Raw genomic sequence first — 20953 nt, forward strand, 5'->3', positions numbered from 1 at the left:
GATCCCCGTCAAGCAGGCTCGTGGGTCCGTGGGTTGGTCACCCCGAGCGCACGGACCCGGCGGAAGGGCGGGTCGCTCGCCGCCCAGACGGGCGGTTCGGGCATCGTCATGACGCGAGCGTAGTCCGTCGACCGGTGGGCAGGGGCGGGTCAGTCGGAACCGTGCTGCAACCCGGCGCACACCAGCTCGGCGAGCGTCGCGAGGTCTTCGCGCGGGTCTTCCACGACATCCGCCGTCCCTCCGTCGCCGGACTCCTCCCGGAGCGGGGGCGTCGTGACGATCGCGCCCCACGCGAGCGCGGCGGCACGGAGTCGCCGGCCGCCGACGGGGATGTGCAGGCTCCCGGCGAGGACCTTCTCGATCGTCGTGTACAGCGCACGCCGGTGCTCGGCCAGGTTGGCCCTCACCTCCGGGTGGGAGTGCTGCTCGCGCCAGACGATCACGCGGAGCACCGCGGAGTCCGCCTGCACGCGGAAGAGCTTCTGGCTCAGGTTCAGCAGGGACCGGACCGGGTTGCCCGGTTCGATCAGCGGGTCCGGGTCGATCGTGCCCGGCCCGAGGCGTTCGTCGACCAGCGTGCCGAGGATGTCCTTCTTGGTCGGGAAGTAGTAGAAGAGCAGGCCTTTGGGGACCGCCGCCGCGGCTGCGATGGCCGAGGTCGGGGTCGCGTCGAAACCGCGCTCGGCGAAGAGGTTTTCGGCCGCGTCGAGGATCCGGGTGCGTGCCTCCGTCGCCTGCTCCACGCTTCTCCGCCCTTCCAACGGTGCGAGGGCCGGTGACCGGCCCCTCGCGGATGGTTCGTTCTAGTGCGTGGCCTGCGGGTGGTGCATCTTCATCGCCGGCTGCACGGCAAGGAGGCCGACGGCCAGCGCGACGACGCCCGCGATCCAGGAGGTCCAGGCCGCTGCGGCGTCGGAGGCGTAGTTCCCCACCCACGGCGAGACGATGAGCAGGACGCCGAGAGCGACATGGATCCACTCCATCGAGACGAGGCCCGGCATCGCCAGGCTCCACACCCCGGCCGCGACCAGCAGCACACCAAGGACGAGCATGATCGGCAGGGACGCGCCCGTGTGGGCGGTCCAGATCGTCGACAATGCGACATAGAGACCGGCGGCGACGGCCACCCAGTCCTGCCAGCGAGTCCATTTCTTCATCGACACCAACATCCTTTCGTCAGTCGGCTCCCGGTCTGGGGGTCATGTTCGATTTTAGAATTGATTGACCGACCGGTCAATGCTGGATCAGTCCCAGTGGTGGCCATCCCAGCGGCCCGCGTCGCGGAGAGCCGTGGTGGCCGGGCCGAGCTCGGACCACGGTCCATGCACCCCCAGCACGACCAGGCCGGAGGTGCGCATGACCACGTCCTCGTCGGCGAGAAGGGAGGCCAGCTCCTCCATCCCGGGATTGTGACCGACCAGGATCACCGTGCCGAGGTCGTCCGGGACGTCGCGCAGGACGTCGAGGAGGGTGTCGGCGTATGCCGCGTACACGCGATCGTCGAACCGCACGGGAGGCGCGGGCGCGAGCTCGGCGGAGACGAGCTCCCAGGTCTCGCGGGCGCGGCGTGCGGGGGATACGAGGGCCAGGTCGATCGGGTCGGCGTGATCGGCGAGCCATCGTCCGGCGAGGGGCGCCTGCGTCCGGCCGCGCTCGGCCAGCGGGCGGTCGACGTCCCGGACCGACCCGGACCAGTCCGACTTGGCGTGGCGTAAAAGGATGAGGGTGCTCACGCTGCAAGTGTGCCGCAGGATCGGACGACCCGGTACCGGTCGGCGCGCGTGCTCAGGAGCGGAGCCGAGCGAGAAGCACGGTCGTCGTGACGTCCTCGATCGGCTCCTCCTCGGCGAGCGCCCGCAACCGCTCCCGCAGCTCGGCGCCCCTCGTCGCCTGTACGGCGCTCAGCGCGCTGCCCAGGTGACCCAGCACCCACTCGAGCGTGACCGGATACGACGCGTGCCAGGTCAGCACCTCCGTGTCGAGCCCCAGCGAGTCGGCGATCGCGCGACGCTCGTCGAGCGCCGATGCGTCGGTGCGGCAGTTGCCCGTCACCGGGCCGTAGAGGGACTCCAGCGCCTCCCGGACCATCCGTTGCCACGGTGCGGCGCCGAGCCAGAGCGGCGGCCCCTGGGTCACGACGGCGATCGCGCCGCCCGGGCGGAGCAGCAGGGACGCCGCCCGGAGCGTCGCGCGTTCGTCCATCCAGTGCAGCGCGTTCCCGATCGTCACCAACCCGATCGGGGCCGCGAACGGGACCGCCACGGCGGGGAGGTCCCTGTCGTCGCCGAGGACGCACACGACCCGCTCGGCGCTGCGGGCGCGCAGGCCCGCGAGCATGTCGGGCTCGGGATCGATCGCGACCACGGCCCCGCAGTGCTCAGCCAGCGGAACCGCGAGCTGGCCGGTGCCGCAGCCGAGATCCAGCGCGATGTCGTCCGCGCGGAGGCCGGACGCCGCGACGAGCCGGGCGGTCTGGTCGGCGGGGAGGTCCCGGCGGAATTCGGCGTAGTACTGGGCGGTGGTTCCGGCGAAGTCGCTTCTCACGACGCGTCGAGCACCTCGCGGAGCCGGGCGGCGAACTCGCGGGGCTTGCCCGGGTAGCCGGAGTCCTCGGCCGCGAAGCCGCCGTGGTGGCTCGGGAAGACGACCGGCGTGGTGCCCAGCAGCGCTGCGACCGCGGTGGAGGTGCGGCCGGTGAAGATGCCCTCCGACTCCTCGCCGACGGCGATTACGACGCGGGTCTGCGCGGCCTTCAGGGCGTCGATGTCGGGGCGGTAGCCGGTGATCGCGACCGAGCGCCGCGAGAGGAGCGGATCGTCGCGGGAGCCGTCGTCGGCGGTGGGCATCCCGAACATCGCCGGGTCCGGCGCCGGGAGGGCGAAGTAGTCGTCGGTGAACTCGCCGCGCCACGACGTCATCATGACGAACGCGGCCATTCCCGCCCCGAATCCTTTGGCGTCGTAGGCGGCGTGCACCGCGTCGAGGCTGCGCTCGGCGGCCTCGGCGTCGGGGAGGACGCCCGGGAGCGGGGGCTCGTGCGCGACGAGGGTCCGCACGTTCTCGGGATGGGCCGTCACCAAAGCCAGCGCGGTCACGGCGCCGCCGCTGCTCGCGAACAGGTCGACCGGGCCTGTGCCGAGCGCCTGGATGACGGCGTGGACGTCCTCGGCCTGCGTGGTGGGCGTGTTGGTCACCTCGCCGTCGCTGCGGGTGCTCCGCCCGAGGCCCCGGGGGTCGTAGGTGACGACGACGCGGTCGGGGAGGTGGGACGCCAGCGCGCGGAAGCCGCTCGCGTCCATCGGCTGCCCGATCATGACGAGCGGAGGATGTCCCCCTCGCCGGTCTCCGCGTCGGTGACGTCGTAGACGATCTCGGCTCCGGGCGTGTGGATGGTGCGCGTCTCCATGACGGCCTCGTCTCGGTCGGCGAACGGGTGATGGTGTGGATGCTACGCGCTGGCCCACGCTCCATGCCACCCGACGGGCCGCCCGACCTGCGCCGGGCCGCCGGACGCCGCCCACCCGAGGCTGTGCCCCTCCGTCTACCCGAGAATTGGGGCCGCCGTCAGGCTTCGAGTTCGCTGATCCCGGCCGTCCATCGCAGGTCGCCGATCTACCCTTTCTCCAGAGGCGGGGGAAACCGAACGAGACAGGAAATGATCATGGGTGCCACGATTACCCCCATCAGGAGGCCCGCGCCCGTCGCGCACGTCGAGACGATCCAGGGCTCTGGCGACAGCCGCACGATCAGCGTCCGGTGCTGGTGCCCGATCGGTCACGACCACACGTACGCGGAGTGGGTGGAACTGTTCGGGCGGTCCCAGTACGACGTGCGCTGACCACGACGTGCGCTGACCACGACGTGCGCTGACGCGGCCCCGCTCTCACCAGGGCGCGACGGTGCCGTCCCACGAGAACAGCAGCCCGCTCGGCCCGTCGTCGGGCAGCGTCGCCAGTCGCACGGCGCCCTCGGCCGCCTCGGCGGGGTCGCCGGCGGCGGCCGCGGCGCGCGGGTTCAGATTGGTGGCGCGCAGGCCGGGCGCCAGGGCGTTGACCTTCACGCCGTCCGCCGCGAGGGCGTGCGCGTAGAAGATGGTCAGGCCGTCGAGCGCGGCCTTCGACGAGCGGTAGGCGGCGCCCCGGCCGGACGAAGCGGCGACGTGGTCGAACTGCGGGTTGGGCCCGGTGCTCCAGGTGAGCGAGCCGGTGCCGCTGGAGATGTTGACGATCCGGGGATGTGCGGAGCGCCGCAGTGCGGGGGCGAACGCGTTCGTGACGGCGACCACGCCGAACACGTTGGTCTCGTAGGTGCGCCGGAAGACGTCCACGTCGACGTCGGTGATGACGTCCGCGATGTCGAGCGAGATGCCGGCGTTGTTGATCAGCACGTCCAGGGCAGGCACGGCCGCGGCGGCCGCGGCGACGCTGTCGGCGTCCGTGACGTCGAGCGGCAGGACGGCGCCGCCGACCTCGGCGGCGGCCTGTTCGCCTCGCGCGCGGTCGCGGGCGCCGAGCAGGACGTTCCAGCCCTGCGCGGCGAGCTGGCGGGCGATCTCCTTCCCGATTCCGCTGGTGGCTCCCGTGACAAGAGCGGTGGACGGGCCCCCTGCGTTGGTGGCGGGTGCGGTGTTGGCGGTGGTGTTCACGCCCTCCATCCTGTGCCGGGCGTCGCCACGGAACCAGGCACAGGGAGTACCACCTTCGGTAGGCCGGACTCCCATGACAGCGGCTGGATGAACATCTGCCGCTTCCCGCCCACGGCGTCCCAGGCGTGGAAAGCGATCAGGTCGACGCCGTCGTCCAGCCGCAGCACCGAGTTGTGGCCGGGGCCGAGGAGGCCGGTGAGCTCCGTGCTCAACACGTCGGCGGCCACCCGAGGCTCGTGGGTCCACGGCCCCAGCGGATGCGACGCGGTCGCGACCGAGACGCCGTAGCCGTCGCCCTCCCAGCGGCCGCCGGAGAAGAACAGGTGGTAACGGTCGCCGCGCCGCACGACGGTCGGCCCCTCGAGCGTGTGCCAGTCGAAGCGGCGGCCGTACATGGTGCGGTCGCGCTCGAAGAGCTGCCAGTCGGAGTCCGGCGCGAGCACCGCGACCGGGTCCGAGTGGGGCGCGGTGAGGGAGTCGAGGCGAAGCACCGCGAGGTGCGTGCCGGGCCGGTCGCCGGTGAGCACGTCGCGGGCGAAGAACAGGTACCAGGTGCCGTCGGCGTCGCGGAACGGGTGCGCGTCGATGGCGAAGGACTCGCCCGGGGTGAGGTTCACGCCCTGGTCGACGAACGGGCCGAGCGGGGAGTCCGCCCGGGCGACGCGCAGGTGGTGGCCGACGATGCCGTGGCCGACGGAGTAGAACATCCAGTAGGCGCCGTCGGCGGCCACGACCTCCGGCGCCCAGTAGGCGTCGCCGAGCGCGGGATCCGGCCGCTCCAGCACGCCGCCGGCGCTCGACCAGTGCAGGAGGTCGGGGGAGCGGAGCGCCTCGAAAGCGTGCGTCTCGGTGCCGTCGAGCAGGCGGTCGTCGCCGGAGCCGTAGGCGATGAACTCGCCGCCGGAGCGGGCGAGGAACGGGTCCGCGAAGTAGCCGTCGTAGACCGGTTCAGCGCGGACGGGTTCAGCGCGGACGGGTTCAGCGCGGACGGGTTCAGAGCGCGAGCTCATCGGCGACCTCCGTCCCAGGCGCGCCGGCGGGCTCCGCGGCCAGTCGCGCGTACAGCGCGGCCGCCGCGGTGGGCACGCGGGCCAGCCGCCCGTCTTCCTGCTCGTCCAGCCGGATGACGCCCATGCGCCGCAGGAACGGCGTCTTGGCGCGACGGCCGTCCGCCACCCCGTCGCCGGAGTGCAGACGCGCGGCGACGATGTGGTCGTCCACCACGAACTCCTCGACGTTGCGGCCGCCGGAGGCGTACGACCAGTCCACGAAGTCGAGGATCGGCCACCAGGTGTAGCCGCGGATGTCGAGGCCCTCGTCGCGCAACTCCCCGATCGAGCGGACGGAGTCGTCCAGCCAGGCGGACCGGAGCTCGTCGTCGCCCTCGATGCTCGTCTCGGTGATGAGCATCGGCAGGCCGTACCGCGCGGAGAACGCGCGGAGGCTGTCGGCGAGGCCGACGCTCCAGCGGTTGGTCGCCACCTGCGCCACCTCCTCGCCGCGCTGCACGAGCGTGCGCGGTGAGAGGTCGGGATAGTAGTTGACGCCCAGCAGGTCCACGGTCGGGGGAACGGCGGTCAGCTGCTCGAGTCGCTCGGGGTCCGCGCCCTGCTCCAGCAGCCAGCCGTGCAGCGGATGGGACGGGTCGACGCGGCCGAGCAGGAGGTCGGTCGGCAGCATCCCCACCGACTCCAGCAGCGCGGCGTGCTCGGCGAGAGCGGCGTCGTCGGTTCGGTAGAGCGAGGTCGCCTCGACGTGCACGACGACCGCGTCCGGGTTGGCCGCGCGGACGGCGCGGATCGTCTCGGCCATGCCCTCCACGACGCCGAGGGTGACCGCGGTCCAGCCGTCCCAGCCGCTCAGCGACGGCGGCCACACGCCGCGCAGGCCGCAGAACGACGCCGTGGTGAGCGGCTCGTTGAGGGGCGTCACGTGGTCCACGATCCCGCGGTAGCGCGCGGCGAACGCGCCGGCGAACTCTGCGACGGTCTGGGGATACCGCGGGTCGGCGAACGACGCCCGCAGCCAGGTCGGTGTGCCGTAGTGCACGAGGTCCGCGATCACGGTCAGCCCGAGCTCCGCCGACGCGAAGTGGAGTCGCTCGTCCAGCATCGACCAGTCGAACACCCCTGGGGCGGTGTGGACGAGCGGCCAGTTGACGCCGTAGCGCAGGACGGTCGCGCCCAGGTCGCGGACAGCCCGGAGGTCGTCCCGCCAGTTCTCGGTGTGCTCGGTGAGGTCGTACTCGTCGAGGTCGGCCATCGCGAAGTGCTCCGGCGGGTAGACGCAGGTGTCCTCGATGCCGGCCGCCCAGGCGAAATCACCCGGGCCGAGCCCCGCGGCCGTCACTTGAGCCCCGTCGTGGCGACGCCGGCCACGAAGTACTTCTGCGCGAAGAAGAACGCGACGGCGATCGGGATCAGCGAGATGGTGGCTCCGGCGAGCAGCACGGCGTGATCGGTGACGTGCTGGCCGCCGAAGAGGGTGAGCCCGGCGGGCAGCGTCAGCATGTTCGGGTCGCTGGTGACCACGAGCGGCCAGAGCAGGTCGTTCCACAGGTTCATGAAGTTGAGGATGGCGACGGTCGCGATCGCCGGCTTGGCCAGCGGCAGGATGATCTTCCAGTAGATGCGGAAGTGGCCGGCGCCGTCGATCCGGGCGGCTTCGTCCAGCTCGGTGGGGATGCTGATGAAGAACTGCCGGAAGAGGAAGATGCCGAACGCGCTGGTGGCGCGCGGCACGATCAGCCCCTGGTAGGTGTTCAGCCAGCCGAAGTGGAACAGCTCGATGAAGACCGGGATGAGCGTCACCTGGAACGGTACCATCAGCGTCGCGATGACCAGGATGAACGCGAGGTTTCGTCCGCGGAACTTCAGCCTGGCCAGCGCGTAGGCGCATAGGGAGTCGAACAGCAGTGTGGCAGCGGTGGTCACGCCCGCGAACACGAACGTGTTGCCGAGCAGGCGGAGGAAGGGCAGCTGCTCCCACACACCGAGGTAGCCGTGCAGCGTGATCGAGGTGGGGAAGAGCGAGGCGGGGTTGCCGAACAGGTCGCTCTCGCTACGGAACGAGCCGGACACCATCCAGATGAACGGCACGATCGCGAAGATCAGGCCGATCACCAGCACGATCCATTTCGACGAGGCGGCCAGCGCGGTCAGAGCGCCGGGGCGTCTCACGCGGACACCGGTTTCAGTCGACATCGTTGTACCTGAACAATCTGAGCTGGAGGAGCGAGAGGAGCATGATGAGCGCGAAGAGGACCCAGGAGATCGCCGACGCATAGCCGGTCTGATAGTTCACGAAGCCGTCGCGGTAGATGAGGTTCACGAGGCTGTCGGTGCGGAACACCGGTCCGCCGTCGGTCATCACGTAGACCAGGTCGAACACCTGCAGCGACTGGATGGTGAGGATCATGGTCGCGAACAGCAGGGTCGGCCGCACGCTCGGGATCGTGATGTACAGCGTGAGCTGCCGGTTGTTCGCGCCGTCGAGCCGTCCGGCCTCGTAACGCTCGGCGGGGACGGCCTTCAGCGCGGCGACGAACAGGATCATGGCGAAGCCGACGCTCCGCCAGACGGCCACGAAGATGACGCTCGGCAGGGCCAGGGAGGTCGACTGCAGCCAGGCGACCGGCTGGAGGCCGAGGAGCTGGGTGAGGCCGCCGACGAGGCCGATGCTCGGGTCCAGCAGGAACTTCCAGACCAGGCCGATGGTGACGAACGAGACGATCGTCGGGAAGAAGTAGACCGAGCGCACGATCCGGGTGAGCAGGTTGTCCTTCAGCAGCAGCAGCGCGGACCCGAAGCCGAGGGTGATCTGGAAGACGACGGCGAACGCGGTGAAGATGAGGGTGACGCCGAGGGCGTTCCAGAACTGCGGGTCCTGGAAGAGCTTGATGTAGTTGCCGAAGCCGAGGAATGTCTGGCTGGACGCCCCGATCGTCCAGTCGAAGAAGCTGTAGTACAGCGTCTGCAGGATCGGGAACAGGACGAACACGCCCAGGATGATCAGGCTCGGCGCCATGAACAGCCAGGCCGGCTGGAACCGGAGCCGACGGCGGCGCGGGTGCGCCTCGCCGGTCGTGCCCGGCCGCCGGGACGGCGTCGCCGTCCGGGGAGGGTCCCGCCCCGTCCCGCGCAGGGCGGGACAGGGCGGGCTCGGTGGTGTGGGTGCTCACTACTTGCTGCACCCCGTGAGGCTGTCGATCGTCTTGGCGGCGTCGGCGGTGGCGGAGGCCACGGAGGTCCCGCGGGTGATCTGCCCGATCAGCGGCACGTACGCGTTGGCGTCGACCTGGGTCGCGTTGGTGACGTGCGGCAGGTAGAGCCGCGAGTCGGGGACCTGGGATGTGAAGATCGACACGGTCGGGTCGGCCTTCAGCTTGGCGTCGTCGGCGAGGTCGGTGCGCAGCGGCGGGAAGCCGGTCTGCAGCGAGAACTTCTCCTGCGCGGTCTTGCTGGTCCAGTAGGCGAGGAACTCCTGCGCCTCCTGTGGGTGCTTCGTCTTGGCCGAGACGGCGAGCGGCGCGGTGGAGCCGAGCGTCACGCTCGATCCGTCGACGCCGACCGGGACCTTCGCGATGCCGAGGTCGATGCCCGCGGACTTGTAGCCGGGGGCCGCCCACGGTCCGTTGATCTCCATCGCGGCCTTGCCGGCCGAGAACAGCGAGTCGGCCTGGGCGCCGGTCTGCCCGACAGGGGAGATCTTGTCCTGGACGACCAGGTCGCTCCAGGTCGAGAGGCTCTTCTGCCCCGCGCTGGTCTGCACGACGCTGCAGCCCTTCGCATCGACGATGTCGCCGCCCTCCAGCCACTGCAGGATCGGCCACATCTGGATGGTCTGGTTGTCCGCCAGGGAGAGGCCGTACTGCGTCTGGCCGCCGTTGAGGGTCAGCTTCTTGGCGTCGGCCTGGAGCTCGGCGACGGTGGTCGGCGGGCCGGCGATCCCGGCGGCGGCGAACGCCTTCTTGTTGTAGTACAGGCTGAGCGTCGCGAAGTTCGCGGGAACGGCGTAGAGCTTGCCGTTGTAGGTGAACTCCTTCACGGTGCCCGGCGCGAGCTTGTCGGTGTTGATCTTGGTGTCGCCCGAACCGGTGTTCGTGATCGCGAGGACCGAGTTGGTCTTCACGAACTGCGCGATCGCGTTCGGGTCGCTGGAGGGCGCCGCGATGTCGGGGCCCTGACCGGTCAGCCACGCGGACGGCAGCTTCTGGGCGATGGTGTCCCAGGGCTGGACGTTCATGGTTACGTGGATGTTCGGGTGCGACGCGTTGAAGTCCTTGACGATCGTGTCGTAGCCGGGACGGTCGCCGCCGGTGAACCCGGTCCAGACGGTGAGGTCGACCGTGCCGCCGGACGTTCCGGAGGTGCCGGAGGTGCCGGAGCACGCGGTGAGCGCCAGCATCGACGCGGCCACGCCGGCCGCGACGACGAGGGATCTGCGGATTTTCATCGAGTGTTCTCCTTTGAGCAGTGCAGATGAGGGGAGGGGGCGGTGCTGTGGGTGGGGTGGGGATAGTGCGGTGGGACGGGTGGAGCGGTATCGGGGGCGCGTCGGGGATGCGGGTCAGGGGTTCTCCGGGCAGCCGCACGAGCGGCGCGGCACGAAGGTCACACCGAGCTCCTCGTGCGCGGGCCCGTGGAAGCGTCCGTCGACCAGGTCGAAGAGGCGTTCGGTGGCGCGGCGCGCCATCTCCTCGGCCGGCACGGCCATGGTCGTGATGCCCGGAGTGGTCACGCGTGCGAGCCCGAAGTCGTCGAAGCCGACGATCGAGATGTCCTCCGGCACGCGGAGTCCGGCGCGCTTGAGTTCCTGGAGGCCGCCGAACGCCATGTCGTCGTTGGCGAACACGATGCCGTCGACCTCCCGGCCGTCGGCGAGCGCTGCGACGACCGCCGCGGCGCCGGACTCCTCGTTGAACTCGCCGCGGACGACCTGCGCGTCCGCCTCCAGACCGCGCGAGCGCACGGCGGCGAGGAAGCCCTCGCGCCGGTCGAGCCCGGTCTGATGGTCGAGCGGGCCGGTGACGTGCACGAGCCGGCGGCGGCCGTGCACGTCGATGAGGTGCTCGGTCAGCGTGCGCGTGGCGGCGACGTCGTCGATGCCGACGCTGACCGAGCCGGGGAGGTAGGGGAAGTTGCCGATCAGAACGACCGGGAGGCCGGAGGCGACGAGCTCCTCGACGTGGAAGTCGTCCACGGCCGAGCTGGTGACGATCGCGCCGTCGGCACTGCGGGAGCGCACGACGCGCTCGTAGGCTGCGACGCCGTTCTCGGCGTCGGAGTTGGTGGAGACGATCACCTGGCTGTCGTGGGCGTTGGCGGCGTCGGACACTCCGGTGAGCACGTGCATGAAGTAGCTGTGGCCGAAGACGTGCTGGGACGTGTTCGGGACGATCAGCGCGACGGCGCCGGCCCTCTGGTTGCGGAGCGCGCGACCGGCCGAGCTGGGGACGTAGCCGAGTTCCTGCGCCGCCTGGCGCACGGCCGCCTTGGTCTTGGAGCTGATCCGGGCGTGGTCGGCCAGTGCCATCGACGCTGCGGAGGAGGTGATGCCGACGCGCTCAGCGACGTCCTTCAGGGTGACGGCCGAGCGGGCGTCCCGGGTCTTCGGCATCGGTGCCTCCGTGTCGTTGGCTGGTGTCGTCGGAGCGGGTGCTCAAACGATGAAGCAGGTGTTCAAACGATAAAGCATTCGTTCAAACGATAAAGCGGTGGGCGGCTGTGTGTCTGCGAGCGCTTTATCGATTGAGCAACGAGCGGTTCGCTGAACCATTGGCGTGCTCAATCGATAAAGCACACAATAGAACCAACCCTCCCCACAACGCAAGAAGAATTTTCCGGCACTGCCCGCAACGGGCCGTGCTAACGTTCTCCCGATCGTGATCCGACGCAGGAGGTGAGACCCATGAACGCAGTATCCGTGGTGGGTGCTCCCCTGAAGTACACGATCGTGCGACGCCGCTAGCCGTCGCCGGGAGCGCCCCAAGGCATCTTCGCGAAAGGCGACTCCCATGAACGCACACACTTCTTCCTCCTCCCGCGCGCTCGTCCTGCACGGCGGCGGCTCCTCCGGCAACGCCTGGGAGATCGGCGTGATCGCCGGCCTCCTCGACGGCGGGCTGGACGTCACTCGCGCCGACCTGATCGTCGGCACCTCGGCCGGATCCACGGCCGCCGCACAGATCACGAGCGCGCCGCCCGGCGAGCTGTTCGCCGCCATCCTCGACGCACCGACTCCGCAGCGGCCCGGCGGTGCGCCCGGGGGTGCCGCTGGGGGAGGCCGACCCGGCGGCGCAGGCGTCCCGCGCGGCGTCGCCGGTTCGGTCTCCCGCCAGCTCGCGGTCACCGGCCGCATCATCGCCGAGTCCTCCGACGCCGCCGACATGCGCCGCCGGATGGGCGCCTGGGCGATCGCGCTCGCCGACGACGCCGGCCCCGAGCGTCAGCCGCAGTGGCGCGCGACCGTCGCGTCCCGGCTGCCGAGCCAGGACTGGCCCGAGCAGAACGTCGTCATCACCGCAGTGGACGCACGCACCGGCGAGGGCGCGACCTTCGACCGGGAGAGCGGCGTCGCCCTGGCCGACGCCGTCGCCGCGAGCTGCTCAAGCGGCTTCGCGTACGCCCTCGGCGACGCGCGCTACATCGACGGCGGCTACCGGCGGAACGAGAACGCGGACCTCGCGGCGGGGTACGACCTCGTCCTCGTGCTGTCGCCGTTCGGCGGCCGCACCCGGCATCCGCTGGAGTGGGGGATGCAGCTCTCGGCGCAGGTTGACGAGCTGCGCGCCGGCGGCAGCGAGGTCGAGACGATCGTGCCGGACCACGCCTCCCTCGACGCCTTCGGCGAGAGCATGATGGACCTCTCGCGGCGCCCGGTGTCGGCGCGGGCCGGTTACGACCAGGGGAGGGCGGCGGCCGGGCGGCTCAGCGCGTTCTGGGAGGGCGACGCGCGCTGAACGGCGAGCGGCCGCCGCGCGTGCTCGGCGGCCGCGTCAGCCCGCCGGCCGGAGTCGGCTAGCGGTCGTCGTCGGTGTCGCGGTGCAGCGCCCCCTTCACCCGTTCGACGCCTTCGGTGATGAGCGACGTGGCCGAGTCCTTGATCGCGCCGAGCCCGTCCGGGTCGCCCTTCAGCAGGGCGAGACCGGTGTTCTTCGCGAACTCGAACGTGATGTGCGGCGGCAGCGGGGGCACGTTCTTGCTGGTGTGCGCGTCGATGACCGTCACGCCGGGGTGCGCGAGCGCGGCATCCCAGGCCGCCTCGATCTGGTCGTCCGAGGTCACCGTGATGCCCTGGAAGCCCAGCAGCTTCGCCCAGCCCGCGTAGTCGACCGACTCGACGTCCTGGGAGGTCGACCAGACCGGGTTGGCATCCTCGGTGCGCATCTCCCACGACACCTGGGTGAGGTCGTCGTTGTGCAGCACCAGCACCACGAAGTTGGGGTTGGACCAGCGCGACAGGTACTTCTTGACGGTGATCAGCTCGTTCATGCCGAGCATCTGGAAGGCGCCGTCGCCGATCGTGCAGACGACCGTGCGGTCGGGGAAGGCGAACTTCGCCGCCTCCGCATACGGCATCGCGGCGAGCATCGTCGCGAGCCGGCCGGAGAGGTCGCCGCGCATCCCGTCGCGCAGCCGGATGTGCTGGCCGTACCAGTCGGCGGTGGTTCCGGCGTCGGCGGTGACGATCGCACCGGCCGGGAGCCGTTTGTTCAGCTCGTGGTAGACCCGGCGCGGGTTCACGCCGTCGTCGTAGTGCTGCTCGGCCTGGGCGGCGAGCTCGTCGTCCCACTCCCGCATGCCGGAGGCGGCCTTCTCCTGCCAGGACAGGTCGTCCTTCTGCGTCAGCAGCGGGATGAGGCCGGCCAGCGTGGTCTTCACGTCGCCCCAGATGCTCACATCGGTGGGGTAGCGGAGACCGAGCTGCTCGGGCCGCAGGTCGATCTGCACCGCCTTCGCCTGGCCGGTCTTCGGCAGGAACTGGCCGTACGGGTAGTTGGTGCCGAGCAGGACGAGCGTGTCGCAGTCCTGCATCTGCTCGTAGCTGGGCCGCGAGCCGAGGAGGCCGAGCTGCTGGGTGTGGAACGGCACGTCTCCCGGAACGACCTGCTTTCCGCGCAGGGTCGTCATCAGTCCGGCGCCGGTCAGCCGGGCGGCCGCGAGGACCTCCTCCGTCGCCCCGACCGCGCCGTGCCCGACCAGGAAGGTGACGCGCTCGCCGGCGTTGATGATGTCCGCGGCCGCTCGCAACTGCTCGGGAGGCGGCGCGATCGCGGTCGACGGCGGCACGGCGCTCGACCGGGACACCCACATCTCGGCGCCGGGAGCCGCCATCTTCATCCCCTGCACGTCGTGCGGCAGGATGACCACGCACGGCTGCTTGCGGGTGATCGCCGTGCGGAACGCGGTGTCGATCACAGCCTGCGCCTGCTCCGGCGACACGATCGTCTGCACGTACTCCGCGACATCGGAGAAGGCCTGCTCGAGCTTGCTCTCCTGCTGGTTGAACGTCCCGAACGAGTTGAGCCCCTGCTGGCCGACGATCGCGACGACGGGCTGGTTGTCCATCTTCGCGTCGTACAGGCCGTTCATCAGGTGGAAGCCGCCCGGGCTGGAGGTCGCGATGCAGACGCCGACCTCACCGGTGAACTTCGCGTGCGCCGTGGCCATCAGGGCGCAGATCTCCTCGTGCGTCGGGCGGATGTACTCCAGGCCTTCGCCGGCGCGCTCGGCCTTGCCGAGCATCCCGTCGAACTCGCCGATGCCGTCGCCCGGGAAGGCGAACACGCGCCGCACGCCCCACTCCCGCAGCCGTCCGATCACGAACTCGCTGACTGTCGTCGCCATGTGTCTCTCTCCTTCAGTCGTTGTTCCGGCCTTCAGTCTTCAGTCGTTGTTCCGGCCTTCAGCCGTCGCGCCCGGCTTCAGTCCTTGCGCGCGATGAGGCGGTCCGCCGCGCGCGCGGCGACCGCCATGATGGTGAGGGCGGGATTGGCGCTGCCCTGGGTCGGCAGCACGCTCCCGTCCGTGATGAGCAGGTTGGGGACAGCGAACGTCCGGCAGTCGGCGTCCACGACCCCGTGCGTCTCGTCCGCGCCCATGCGTGCACCGCCGACGAGGTGGGCGTAGCGCTGCACGGTCATGGTCTCCTGCGCGCCCGCCGCCTCCAGGATGCGCTCCATCGTCGCCTGCGCGGCCTTCGCCAGGGCGCGGTCGTTGTCGCACTGCGAGTAGGCGAAGTGCGCGATCGGGAGGCCGTAACGGTCCTTCTCGTCGGCCAGCGTGACGCGGTTCTCCGCCTGCGGCAGGAACTCGCAGAGCGCGCCGAGGCACGCCCAGTGCACGTAGTCGGACATGGAGCGGCGGAGGTCGGCGCCCCAGTGCCCCTGCGCCATGACGTGCTCCGCCCAGGTGATCGGCAGCGGCGAGACGGTCTGAATCGAGTAGCCGCGCTTGTAGGGCTTGCCCGGGTCGGTCTCGTAGAACTCCTCCGTGCTCACCTCGGGAGGCGGCGCCTTCCACATCCGGATCTCCTGCTCGAAGCGCCCGGCGGTCTGCGGCGCGCCCTGCACCATGAGGTAGCGGCCGACGAGGTCGAAGTCGTTGCAGAGCCCGTCCGGGAAGCGCGCCGACGCCGAGTTCAGCAGCAGCCGCGGGGTCTCGATCGAGTACCCGGCGATCGCGACCATCCTGGCCTTCTGGAAGCGCGGGACGCCGTCCTTCACGTAGTGCACCCCGGTGGCCCGGCCGGTGAACTGGTCGACCTCGATGGAGGTCACCATGCTGTCCGCGCGCACCTCGGCGCCGTGCGCGAGGGCGTCGGGGATGTGCGTGATGAGCGGCGACGCTTTGGCGTTCACCTTGCAGCCCTGCAGGCAGAACCCGCGGTAGATGCAGTGCGGGCGGTGGCCGAACCGGCCGTTCGTGATCGCCACGGGGCCGACCTTCGCCTCGACGCCCGCCGCGTAGGCGCCGCGCAGGAAGGTCTCGCCGTTGCCCGACACCGGATGCGGCCGGTGCGGGTAGCGGTGCGGGTCGCCCCACGGCCAGTCGTCGCCGGCGACAGGGAGCTCGTTCTCGATGTCGTCGTAGAACGGTGCGAGCTCGGAGTACTCCATGGGCCAGTCCGCCCCGACGCCGTCGGCGCTGAGGGTGTGGAAGTCGCTCGGGTGGAAGCGCGGTACGTAGCCGGCGTAGTGCACCATCGAGCCGCCGACGCCGCGCCCGGAGTTGTTCGAGCCGAGCGGCACCGGGTCGTCGCCGCCGATCTGCCGCGGCTCGGTCCAGTAGAGGTGGTGGGAGCCGGCCTCGTCGCTCACCCAGTCCCGCGCCGGGTCCCAGAACGGGCCGGCGTCGAAGGCGACGGCGTCCCAGCCGGCGCGCGCCAGGCGCTGCAGGAGCACGGAGCCGCCGGCGCCGCAGCCGACGATGGCGATGTCGACTTCGTCGCTGTCGGCGAAGCGCCGCATCTGCTCGGTCAGCCGCGGCTCGGCGCGGGAGCCGTCGGGGGTGAGGAGCCAGGCGGAGTCGTTGCGGTCGCGGACGGCGCTCATGACGCTCCCGTCCCGGCCTGCGGGAGGTCGCCGGGCCGGGCGTCGGCGACCTCGAACGGCTCGCGGCGATCGACGCCGAGGTTCTTGTAGCCGCGCGGGTAGGCGGGACCGGCGAAGCCGATCTCGTCCCACGCGGCGGGGTGGCTGTAGAACGCGGTGCACGCGTACCTGGTCCACAGGCTCCAGATGCGCGCCCGGTGGAAGCCGCGCCAGTCGCCGTCGCCGTCCGTGACGTCGGCCAGCAGGGCGACCTGGTCGTCCTCCTCGCACGCGGCGAAGGCCCGGCCGTGTCTCGCGTGGGCCTCCGCGTCGAGCGCGGCCAGGCTGGTCCGCCACGCCACCCAGTCGTCCGGCATCGAGTCGTAGTGCCAGCCGTCGGTCTCCTTCTCGGCGAGCCGCGCATCCACCATCGCCGTCACCGGCACGAGGCGGTCGCCGGGGTGCTGGTCGAGCAGCCGGTCGAACAGCGCGGTCGCGGCCGCTTCCTCGGCGGCGTCGAAGAACCGGATGTCCGGCGGTCGCCCGACGCGTTCGAGCACGGTGGCGCGCGTCGTCTCGTCCCAGGCCGGGGCCTGGTCGAGCACGTGGAAGCCGGGGAAGCGCTCGGGGACCCGGTCGCCCGCGACGTCGCTCTGGTCGGCGGCCGTCACTTCTCGCGCCTCAGGATCGCGGCCAGCAAGCCCATCCCGCCGACCAGGGTCACCAGCAGAGGAGCGAGCAGCGGCGGTCCCATCTCCAGGTTGTAGCGGAGGTTGTGCCAGCCGCCGGGCTTCTGGCCGATGCCGCGGGCGTGCAGGTAGACGCCCTGCAGGCCGTTCGCGACGATCGTCGCCGCGGCGATCGGCAGCGCCGTCTTGGCGGCCGTCTTGCTGAAGAACCCGGCGATGCCGGCGACGGCGCCGATCGGCCCCAGGATCACGGGAGCCCACATCCAGCGGTTGCCGAAGCTCGCCTTGTCGTGCTCGAAGTAGATCTCGGCGGCGGTCACCACGGCGCCCGCAGCGGTCAGTCCGGAGAGGGAGCGTTCGAAGCGCCCGGTCTCCACGTTCTTCACCAGGTGGTCGATCCCGCGGACCGGCTCGCGTCTCCACAGTGCCGCCGCTCTGCGCTTGATTCCCGTCACATCGTCTCCGTCCGGTTGCGTCCCTGCAAGCGTTCCACCGTGCTGTCGGGAGGTGAAGTGGTCCTGACGGCCTTCTCAGGGACGGCCGGCGGGGCGCGCCCGAACCCGGCTGCCTACCGTCGCGGCCGGCGTCTTCCTGGGCAGGGCATCGGCCGTTCCTGCGGCCGGACGGGCACGTCGCGTGGATCGGGGAGGTGCCGGCGGAGTTGGATGCGGCGCTGCGGAGGTGGTTCGGGGCGGAGTGACGCCGACCGATCCGCTCTGGCCGGGGCCGCCCGGGAGGCAGTAGGTTGCCACCCGTGGACCTCCGACTGAACGACACCCGCGCCGTCGTCACCGGCGCCAGCCGCGGCATCGGACTGGCAGCCGCCCGCGCCCTCCTCGACGAGGGCGCCACTGTGATCGGCGTGGCGCGCACTCCGACCGACGAGTCGCGGGAGCTGGAGGCCTCGGCCGGCTTCCGCTTCCACCCCGCCGACCTCTCCGACCCGGACGGTATCGCGCGGTTGCGCGACGAGCTCGCCGGCGGCCCGGGAGGCCGGGTCGACATCCTCGTGAACAACGTCGGCTCCGCACCGCCGCGTCCAGGAGGGTTCGCCTCCATCACCGACGACGACTGGCTGCGCACCTACGAGCTCAACGCGCTCGCCGCGGTGCGCGTCACTCGCGCGCTGCTCGATCTGATCCCCGACGGGGGCGCCGTCGTGAACGTCGTGAGCGAGAACGCGATCCTCGCCGACCCGCTGGTGATGGACTACAGCGCGGCCAAGGCGGCGCTGCTGAGCTTCACGAAGTCGCTGTCGAAGGAGCTCGGGCCGCGCGGGATCCGCGTGAACTCGGTCAGTCCGGGTCCGGTCGCCACGGCGCTCTGGCTGGGCGCCGGCGGCGTGGCCCAGACGGTGTCGGCGGCCGGCGGGGGCAGCCCGGAGGAGGTGCGGCACGGCGCCGAGCAGGCGATGGTCACCGGCCGGTTCACGACGCCGGAGGAGGTCGGCGCGCTGGTGGCGATGCTGGCCAGCCCGGTCCTCGGCAATCTGACCGGGTCGGACGTGGTGATCGACGGCGGGATGCGGCCGACGATGTAGCGGGCCGCGCCCCGAATTGGGGGACGTCGCGCTGAAGTGGGCGGCCAGGATCGCGACCGCGTGCCGATGCCCGCAGGAGGTCCGTGAGTTCCAGTACGACCCGCTCGCGTGACCCGCGCGCTTCAGCCCGCCAGCGCCTCCGAGTCGAAGTAGCTCTCGTCGAAGCACGCGAGCGCCTCGCCCCAGGTGCCCCCGGCATCCTCGATGGCCCGCGCCTCATCCAGCGCCGCCACCGTGGCGAGCGGGACGGCGAGGCCGTGCTCGGCCAGGTCGAGCACCGACTCGACCGGTTGACCGGGGTCATCCGTCTCGACCGCGGCGAGGTGCTGGTGGACGTCCGGCGCGAGTTCGCGGAGCGCCTCGCCGATCAGGTCGCCGCGCCCGGATCCGTCGGCGTCCCAGGTGAACCGGACCAGACCGTCGGCCGGGAACGCGTACCGATGCCGTTCCCCGGCCGCGGCGACCGCGTGGTCGAGGGCGGCGCGCACAGCGGCAGGGGCGATGATGTCCGTCATAAGGCTCTCCTTCGTGGCGTCGTTGTCAGCGTGATCGGGCCTCGGTGCACCGCCGACCGGCAGCGGGTTCCGTGATTCTGGCACGAGCGGACCACCCCCAGGAAGGGGGCATTCGCGAATGTCGGGAAATTCTGAAGGAACAGTCGCTGTCCTCGAGGTCTCCAGGCTGACGCTGGAAACGCCGTGCGCGGATGGACGCCGTGTCGATCCATGCCCGAACATTGGACGCGGTGTCGATTCTGACGCCGCGGCCACGCGCCTACCATCCTTGACATGACCGCCATCGTCGAGGAAGACCGGACCCGGGTTCACCCCGCAGAGGGAGCGCACACCGGCGCGCCCCTCGGGCTCGGGAGCGCCCTCGGGATCGGCGGACTCGGCGGCGCATTCGTGGCCGACGCCGAGGTCGTCATCCTCGGCTACGACTGAGCGGACCGGCTCAGCGCGCCTCGTCGCCCATCGTCGCCGACACCCCGTGCAGCAGGTCGCCCGGCCGGCACTCCAGCACGTCGGCCAGGAGCACCAGATTCAGCACCGAGGGCATGATCGTGCCCCGCTCGATCCGCCAGAGCGTGTGCTCCTGGAGGTCGGCGCGCCGGGCCAGCTCCTCCAGCGTGAAGAGCAGACGTTCCCGCCGGCCACGGATGTTCTCGCCGATCCGGTCGGCGATCACGTTGCTTTCCGATTGCACGCGATGAATGCTAACAAGCCGTCGGGGAGTAGCCTGGCAGTGCCATGCGCTCGATCGAGCGTACGGAGAAGACAACGAAGGAAGAAACGATGGCTACAGGCACCGTCAAATGGTTCAACGCAGAGAAGGGGTTCGGGTTCATCGCCCCGGATGACGGCAGTGCCGACGTCTTCGCCCACTTCAGCGAGATCTCCTCGCAGGGCTACCGGACGCTCGAGGAGAATCAGAAGGTCGAGTACGACCTCACCCAGGGGCCGAAGGGGATGCAGGCCTCCAACATCCGCCCGCTCTGACACCCGTCGGAGCCGAGAGATCCGGCTTCCGCCCACAGCGATGATATGGGCAGGAAGCCGGGAGATGGCCCGGCCTGAAACGGCCGGGCCATCGCCCACCGGGAACGCAGTACTGCCGCCCGTCCCCATGCGGTTCGGCCTGCCATCCGGTTGCTTAGTGCACACACTATGCGGGCCCTACTGGTTGTCAACCGGGTTGCGGAGCCGATTTCAGCGGGCCGCTGCCTCCAGGGCCAGGATCGCGCGTGCGACTGCGCCGGGGTTCTCCCACGCCGTGAAGCGGCCTCCCTGCGTCAGCCTCGCGAACGAACGGATGTCGGCGTAGCTCTTCTCGCGCCACCGACGTGCGGCCAGGGCCGGCCGACGCTCCCGGCGTAGGCTGGCGGCATGGCCGACGACAGCCCGCGCTCCGAGCCCGACGCCCGGGTCGAGGCCGCACGCTACCGTCTGCGCCGGGGGGCCGAGGCGCGCGGCGAAGAGGTCGAGGAGGTCAACGCCGGGCAGCCGACGATGGACCAGCGCGCGCACGTGATCGAGAACGCGATCCAGCAGGCGATCCGCCGCGGCGACTTCGACGATCTGCCCGGCGCGGGCAAGCCGCTGCCCGGGCTCACCGGCACGCACGACCCGGACTGGTGGATCCGCCGCAAGATCGAACGCGAGCAGCTCACCGGCCTCGGTCCGCCTGCGCTCACGCTGCGCACCGAGCACGCCGAGTTCGATGCGACGCTCGACCGGCTCGGCTCCGAGCGGGCCGTGCGCGACCACGTGGCCGAATTCAACCGCCGGGTGGTGGACGCCCGGCGGCAGCTCCAGGGCGGTCCTCCCGTCGTCACGCCGACCCGCGACGCCGACGAGGAGGTCGCGCGCTGGACCGAGCGCCGCAACGCCCGCCTCCGCGCGGCCGAGTCGGCCCGGCGCGCGGAGGCGGAGGCGCTGGCGGCGCTCGGCCGCCGCGAACGCCGTCGCCTTCGCCTTCGCCTTCGCAAGGGACGCTGACCGCGCCGGGCCGGACAGGGGTCGCAACACGCCGCCATCCGGACCGCA

Annotated in this window: 24 protein-coding genes and 1 pseudogene; 7 read left to right on the plus strand and 18 right to left on the minus strand. The window is 71.0% G+C overall.

The window, feature by feature from the left end; genetic code table 11:
• Positions 1-149: 149 nt before the first annotated feature.
• From ACR5MH_RS00090 to ACR5MH_RS00110, 5 genes and pseudogenes are all read right to left on the minus strand, one after another.
• Positions 150-743 (minus strand): TetR/AcrR family transcriptional regulator, encoded by a 594-nt coding sequence (locus ACR5MH_RS00090; RefSeq protein ID WP_431349078.1) that lies wholly within the window; start codon positions 741-743, stop codon positions 150-152.
• Positions 744-803: 60 nt separating this feature from the next.
• Entirely contained in the window at positions 804-1157 is a 354-nt protein-coding gene (locus ACR5MH_RS00095; protein ID WP_431349079.1) for an SPW repeat protein, read from the minus strand.
• Positions 1158-1244: 87 nt separating this feature from the next.
• Entirely contained in the window at positions 1245-1733 is a 489-nt protein-coding gene (locus ACR5MH_RS00100) for a SixA phosphatase family protein (RefSeq protein ID WP_431349080.1), read from the minus strand.
• 52 nt (positions 1734-1785) lie between these two features.
• Positions 1786-2544, minus strand: a complete 759-nt coding sequence (locus tag ACR5MH_RS00105; RefSeq protein ID WP_431349081.1) for a class I SAM-dependent methyltransferase — start codon at positions 2542-2544, stop codon at positions 1786-1788.
• A pseudogene (locus tag ACR5MH_RS00110) lies at positions 2541-3406 on the minus strand (alpha/beta fold hydrolase). Before ACR5MH_RS00110 ends, ACR5MH_RS00105 begins: the two are co-directional and overlap by 4 nt.
• Positions 3407-3661: 255 nt before the next feature.
• On the opposite strand from ACR5MH_RS00110, the gene ACR5MH_RS00115 reads away from it, so the two are divergent.
• Positions 3662-3838 (plus strand): hypothetical protein, encoded by a 177-nt coding sequence (locus tag ACR5MH_RS00115; RefSeq protein ID WP_431349083.1) that lies wholly within the window; start codon positions 3662-3664, stop codon positions 3836-3838.
• 45 nt (positions 3839-3883) lie between these two features.
• On the opposite strand, the gene ACR5MH_RS00120 is transcribed toward ACR5MH_RS00115, so the two are convergent.
• The 7 genes from ACR5MH_RS00120 to ACR5MH_RS00150 all read right to left on the minus strand — a co-directional run bounded on the left by ACR5MH_RS00120 (position 3884) and on the right by ACR5MH_RS00150 (position 11263).
• A complete protein-coding gene (locus tag ACR5MH_RS00120) occupies positions 3884-4645 on the minus strand; it encodes an SDR family NAD(P)-dependent oxidoreductase (protein ID WP_431349084.1) in 762 nt (253 codons plus the stop codon).
• Positions 4642-5655: a glycoside hydrolase family 43 protein gene (locus ACR5MH_RS00125; RefSeq protein WP_433862139.1), complete on the minus strand. Its 1014-nt coding sequence runs from the start codon at positions 5653-5655 to the stop codon at positions 4642-4644. The genes ACR5MH_RS00120 and ACR5MH_RS00125 overlap by 4 nt, the downstream gene beginning before the upstream one ends.
• Positions 5639-6994, minus strand: coding sequence for a family 1 glycosylhydrolase (locus ACR5MH_RS00130; protein ID WP_431349086.1), 1356 nt, complete (start codon positions 6992-6994; stop codon positions 5639-5641). The genes ACR5MH_RS00125 and ACR5MH_RS00130 overlap by 17 nt, the downstream gene beginning before the upstream one ends.
• Positions 6991-7848 carry a carbohydrate ABC transporter permease gene (locus ACR5MH_RS00135; RefSeq protein ID WP_433862140.1) on the minus strand — a complete coding sequence of 286 codons (858 nt, stop codon included), beginning with the start codon at positions 7846-7848 and terminating at the stop codon, positions 6991-6993. Before ACR5MH_RS00135 ends, ACR5MH_RS00130 begins: the two co-directional genes overlap by 4 nt.
• Entirely contained in the window at positions 7838-8671 is an 834-nt protein-coding gene (locus tag ACR5MH_RS00140) for a carbohydrate ABC transporter permease (RefSeq protein WP_431349088.1), read from the minus strand. Before ACR5MH_RS00140 ends, ACR5MH_RS00135 begins: the two co-directional genes overlap by 11 nt.
• A 153-nt stretch (positions 8672-8824) precedes the next feature.
• Positions 8825-10099: an ABC transporter substrate-binding protein gene (locus ACR5MH_RS00145; RefSeq protein WP_431349089.1), complete on the minus strand. Its 1275-nt coding sequence runs from the start codon at positions 10097-10099 to the stop codon at positions 8825-8827.
• A 114-nt stretch (positions 10100-10213) separates the two neighbouring features.
• Positions 10214-11263, minus strand: a complete 1050-nt coding sequence (locus ACR5MH_RS00150; protein WP_431349090.1) for a LacI family DNA-binding transcriptional regulator — start codon at positions 11261-11263, stop codon at positions 10214-10216.
• Positions 11264-11660: 397 nt separating this feature from the next.
• Here ACR5MH_RS00150 and ACR5MH_RS00155 point away from each other — a divergent pair, with 397 nt between their 5' ends.
• On the plus strand, positions 11661-12605 hold the full coding sequence (locus tag ACR5MH_RS00155) for a patatin-like phospholipase family protein (protein ID WP_433862141.1): 945 nt from the start codon (positions 11661-11663) through the stop codon (positions 12603-12605).
• A gap of 58 nt (positions 12606-12663) precedes the next feature.
• On the opposite strand, the gene ACR5MH_RS00160 is transcribed toward ACR5MH_RS00155, so the two are convergent.
• The 4 genes from ACR5MH_RS00160 to ACR5MH_RS00175 all read right to left on the minus strand — a co-directional run bounded on the left by ACR5MH_RS00160 (position 12664) and on the right by ACR5MH_RS00175 (position 17322).
• Positions 12664-14493 (minus strand): thiamine pyrophosphate-requiring protein, encoded by a 1830-nt coding sequence (locus ACR5MH_RS00160; RefSeq protein ID WP_431349091.1) that lies wholly within the window; start codon positions 14491-14493, stop codon positions 12664-12666.
• A gap of 77 nt (positions 14494-14570) precedes the next feature.
• Positions 14571-16199 (minus strand): GMC family oxidoreductase, encoded by a 1629-nt coding sequence (locus ACR5MH_RS00165; protein ID WP_431349092.1) that lies wholly within the window; start codon positions 16197-16199, stop codon positions 14571-14573.
• Entirely contained in the window at positions 16196-16849 is a 654-nt protein-coding gene (locus ACR5MH_RS00170) for a gluconate 2-dehydrogenase subunit 3 family protein (RefSeq protein WP_431349093.1), read from the minus strand. The genes ACR5MH_RS00165 and ACR5MH_RS00170 overlap by 4 nt, the downstream gene beginning before the upstream one ends.
• On the minus strand, positions 16846-17322 hold the full coding sequence (locus ACR5MH_RS00175; RefSeq protein WP_431349094.1) for a hypothetical protein: 477 nt from the start codon (positions 17320-17322) through the stop codon (positions 16846-16848). The genes ACR5MH_RS00170 and ACR5MH_RS00175 overlap by 4 nt, the downstream gene beginning before the upstream one ends.
• A 158-nt stretch (positions 17323-17480) precedes the next feature.
• On the opposite strand from ACR5MH_RS00175, the gene ACR5MH_RS00180 reads away from it, so the two are divergent.
• The gene (locus tag ACR5MH_RS00180; protein ID WP_431349482.1) at positions 17481-17567 is read left to right on the plus strand and encodes a hypothetical protein; all 87 of its coding nucleotides are present in this window, start codon (positions 17481-17483) and stop codon (positions 17565-17567) included.
• A gap of 54 nt (positions 17568-17621) precedes the next feature.
• Complete coding sequence (locus tag ACR5MH_RS00185) at positions 17622-18407, plus strand: SDR family NAD(P)-dependent oxidoreductase (protein WP_431349095.1); 786 nt, start codon at positions 17622-17624, stop codon at positions 18405-18407.
• Between the two features lie 122 nt (positions 18408-18529).
• Here the strand turns inward: ACR5MH_RS00185 and ACR5MH_RS00190 are convergent, their stop codons facing one another.
• Positions 18530-18922, minus strand: coding sequence for a hypothetical protein (locus tag ACR5MH_RS00190; RefSeq protein ID WP_431349096.1), 393 nt, complete (start codon positions 18920-18922; stop codon positions 18530-18532).
• 273 nt (positions 18923-19195) lie between these two features.
• Between ACR5MH_RS00190 and ACR5MH_RS00195 the strand changes: the two genes are divergently transcribed.
• Positions 19196-19351: a hypothetical protein gene (locus ACR5MH_RS00195; protein ID WP_431349097.1), complete on the plus strand. Its 156-nt coding sequence runs from the start codon at positions 19196-19198 to the stop codon at positions 19349-19351.
• A gap of 10 nt (positions 19352-19361) precedes the next feature.
• Here ACR5MH_RS00195 and ACR5MH_RS00200 read toward each other — a convergent pair whose 3' ends face one another.
• A complete protein-coding gene (locus ACR5MH_RS00200; protein WP_431349098.1) occupies positions 19362-19613 on the minus strand; it encodes a helix-turn-helix domain-containing protein in 252 nt (83 codons plus the stop codon).
• Between the two features lie 89 nt (positions 19614-19702).
• Between ACR5MH_RS00200 and ACR5MH_RS00205 the strand changes: the two genes are divergently transcribed.
• On the plus strand, positions 19703-19906 hold the full coding sequence (locus ACR5MH_RS00205; protein WP_382458966.1) for a cold-shock protein: 204 nt from the start codon (positions 19703-19705) through the stop codon (positions 19904-19906).
• Positions 19907-20293: 387 nt separating this feature from the next.
• Entirely contained in the window at positions 20294-20905 is a 612-nt protein-coding gene (locus tag ACR5MH_RS00210; protein WP_433862142.1) for a DUF1992 domain-containing protein, read from the plus strand.
• Positions 20906-20953: the final 48 nt, after the last annotated feature.

The organism is Streptomyces sp. L7 (assembly GCF_050990935.1).
In the GTDB taxonomy this organism is placed as follows: domain Bacteria; phylum Actinomycetota; class Actinomycetes; order Actinomycetales; family Microbacteriaceae; genus Leifsonia.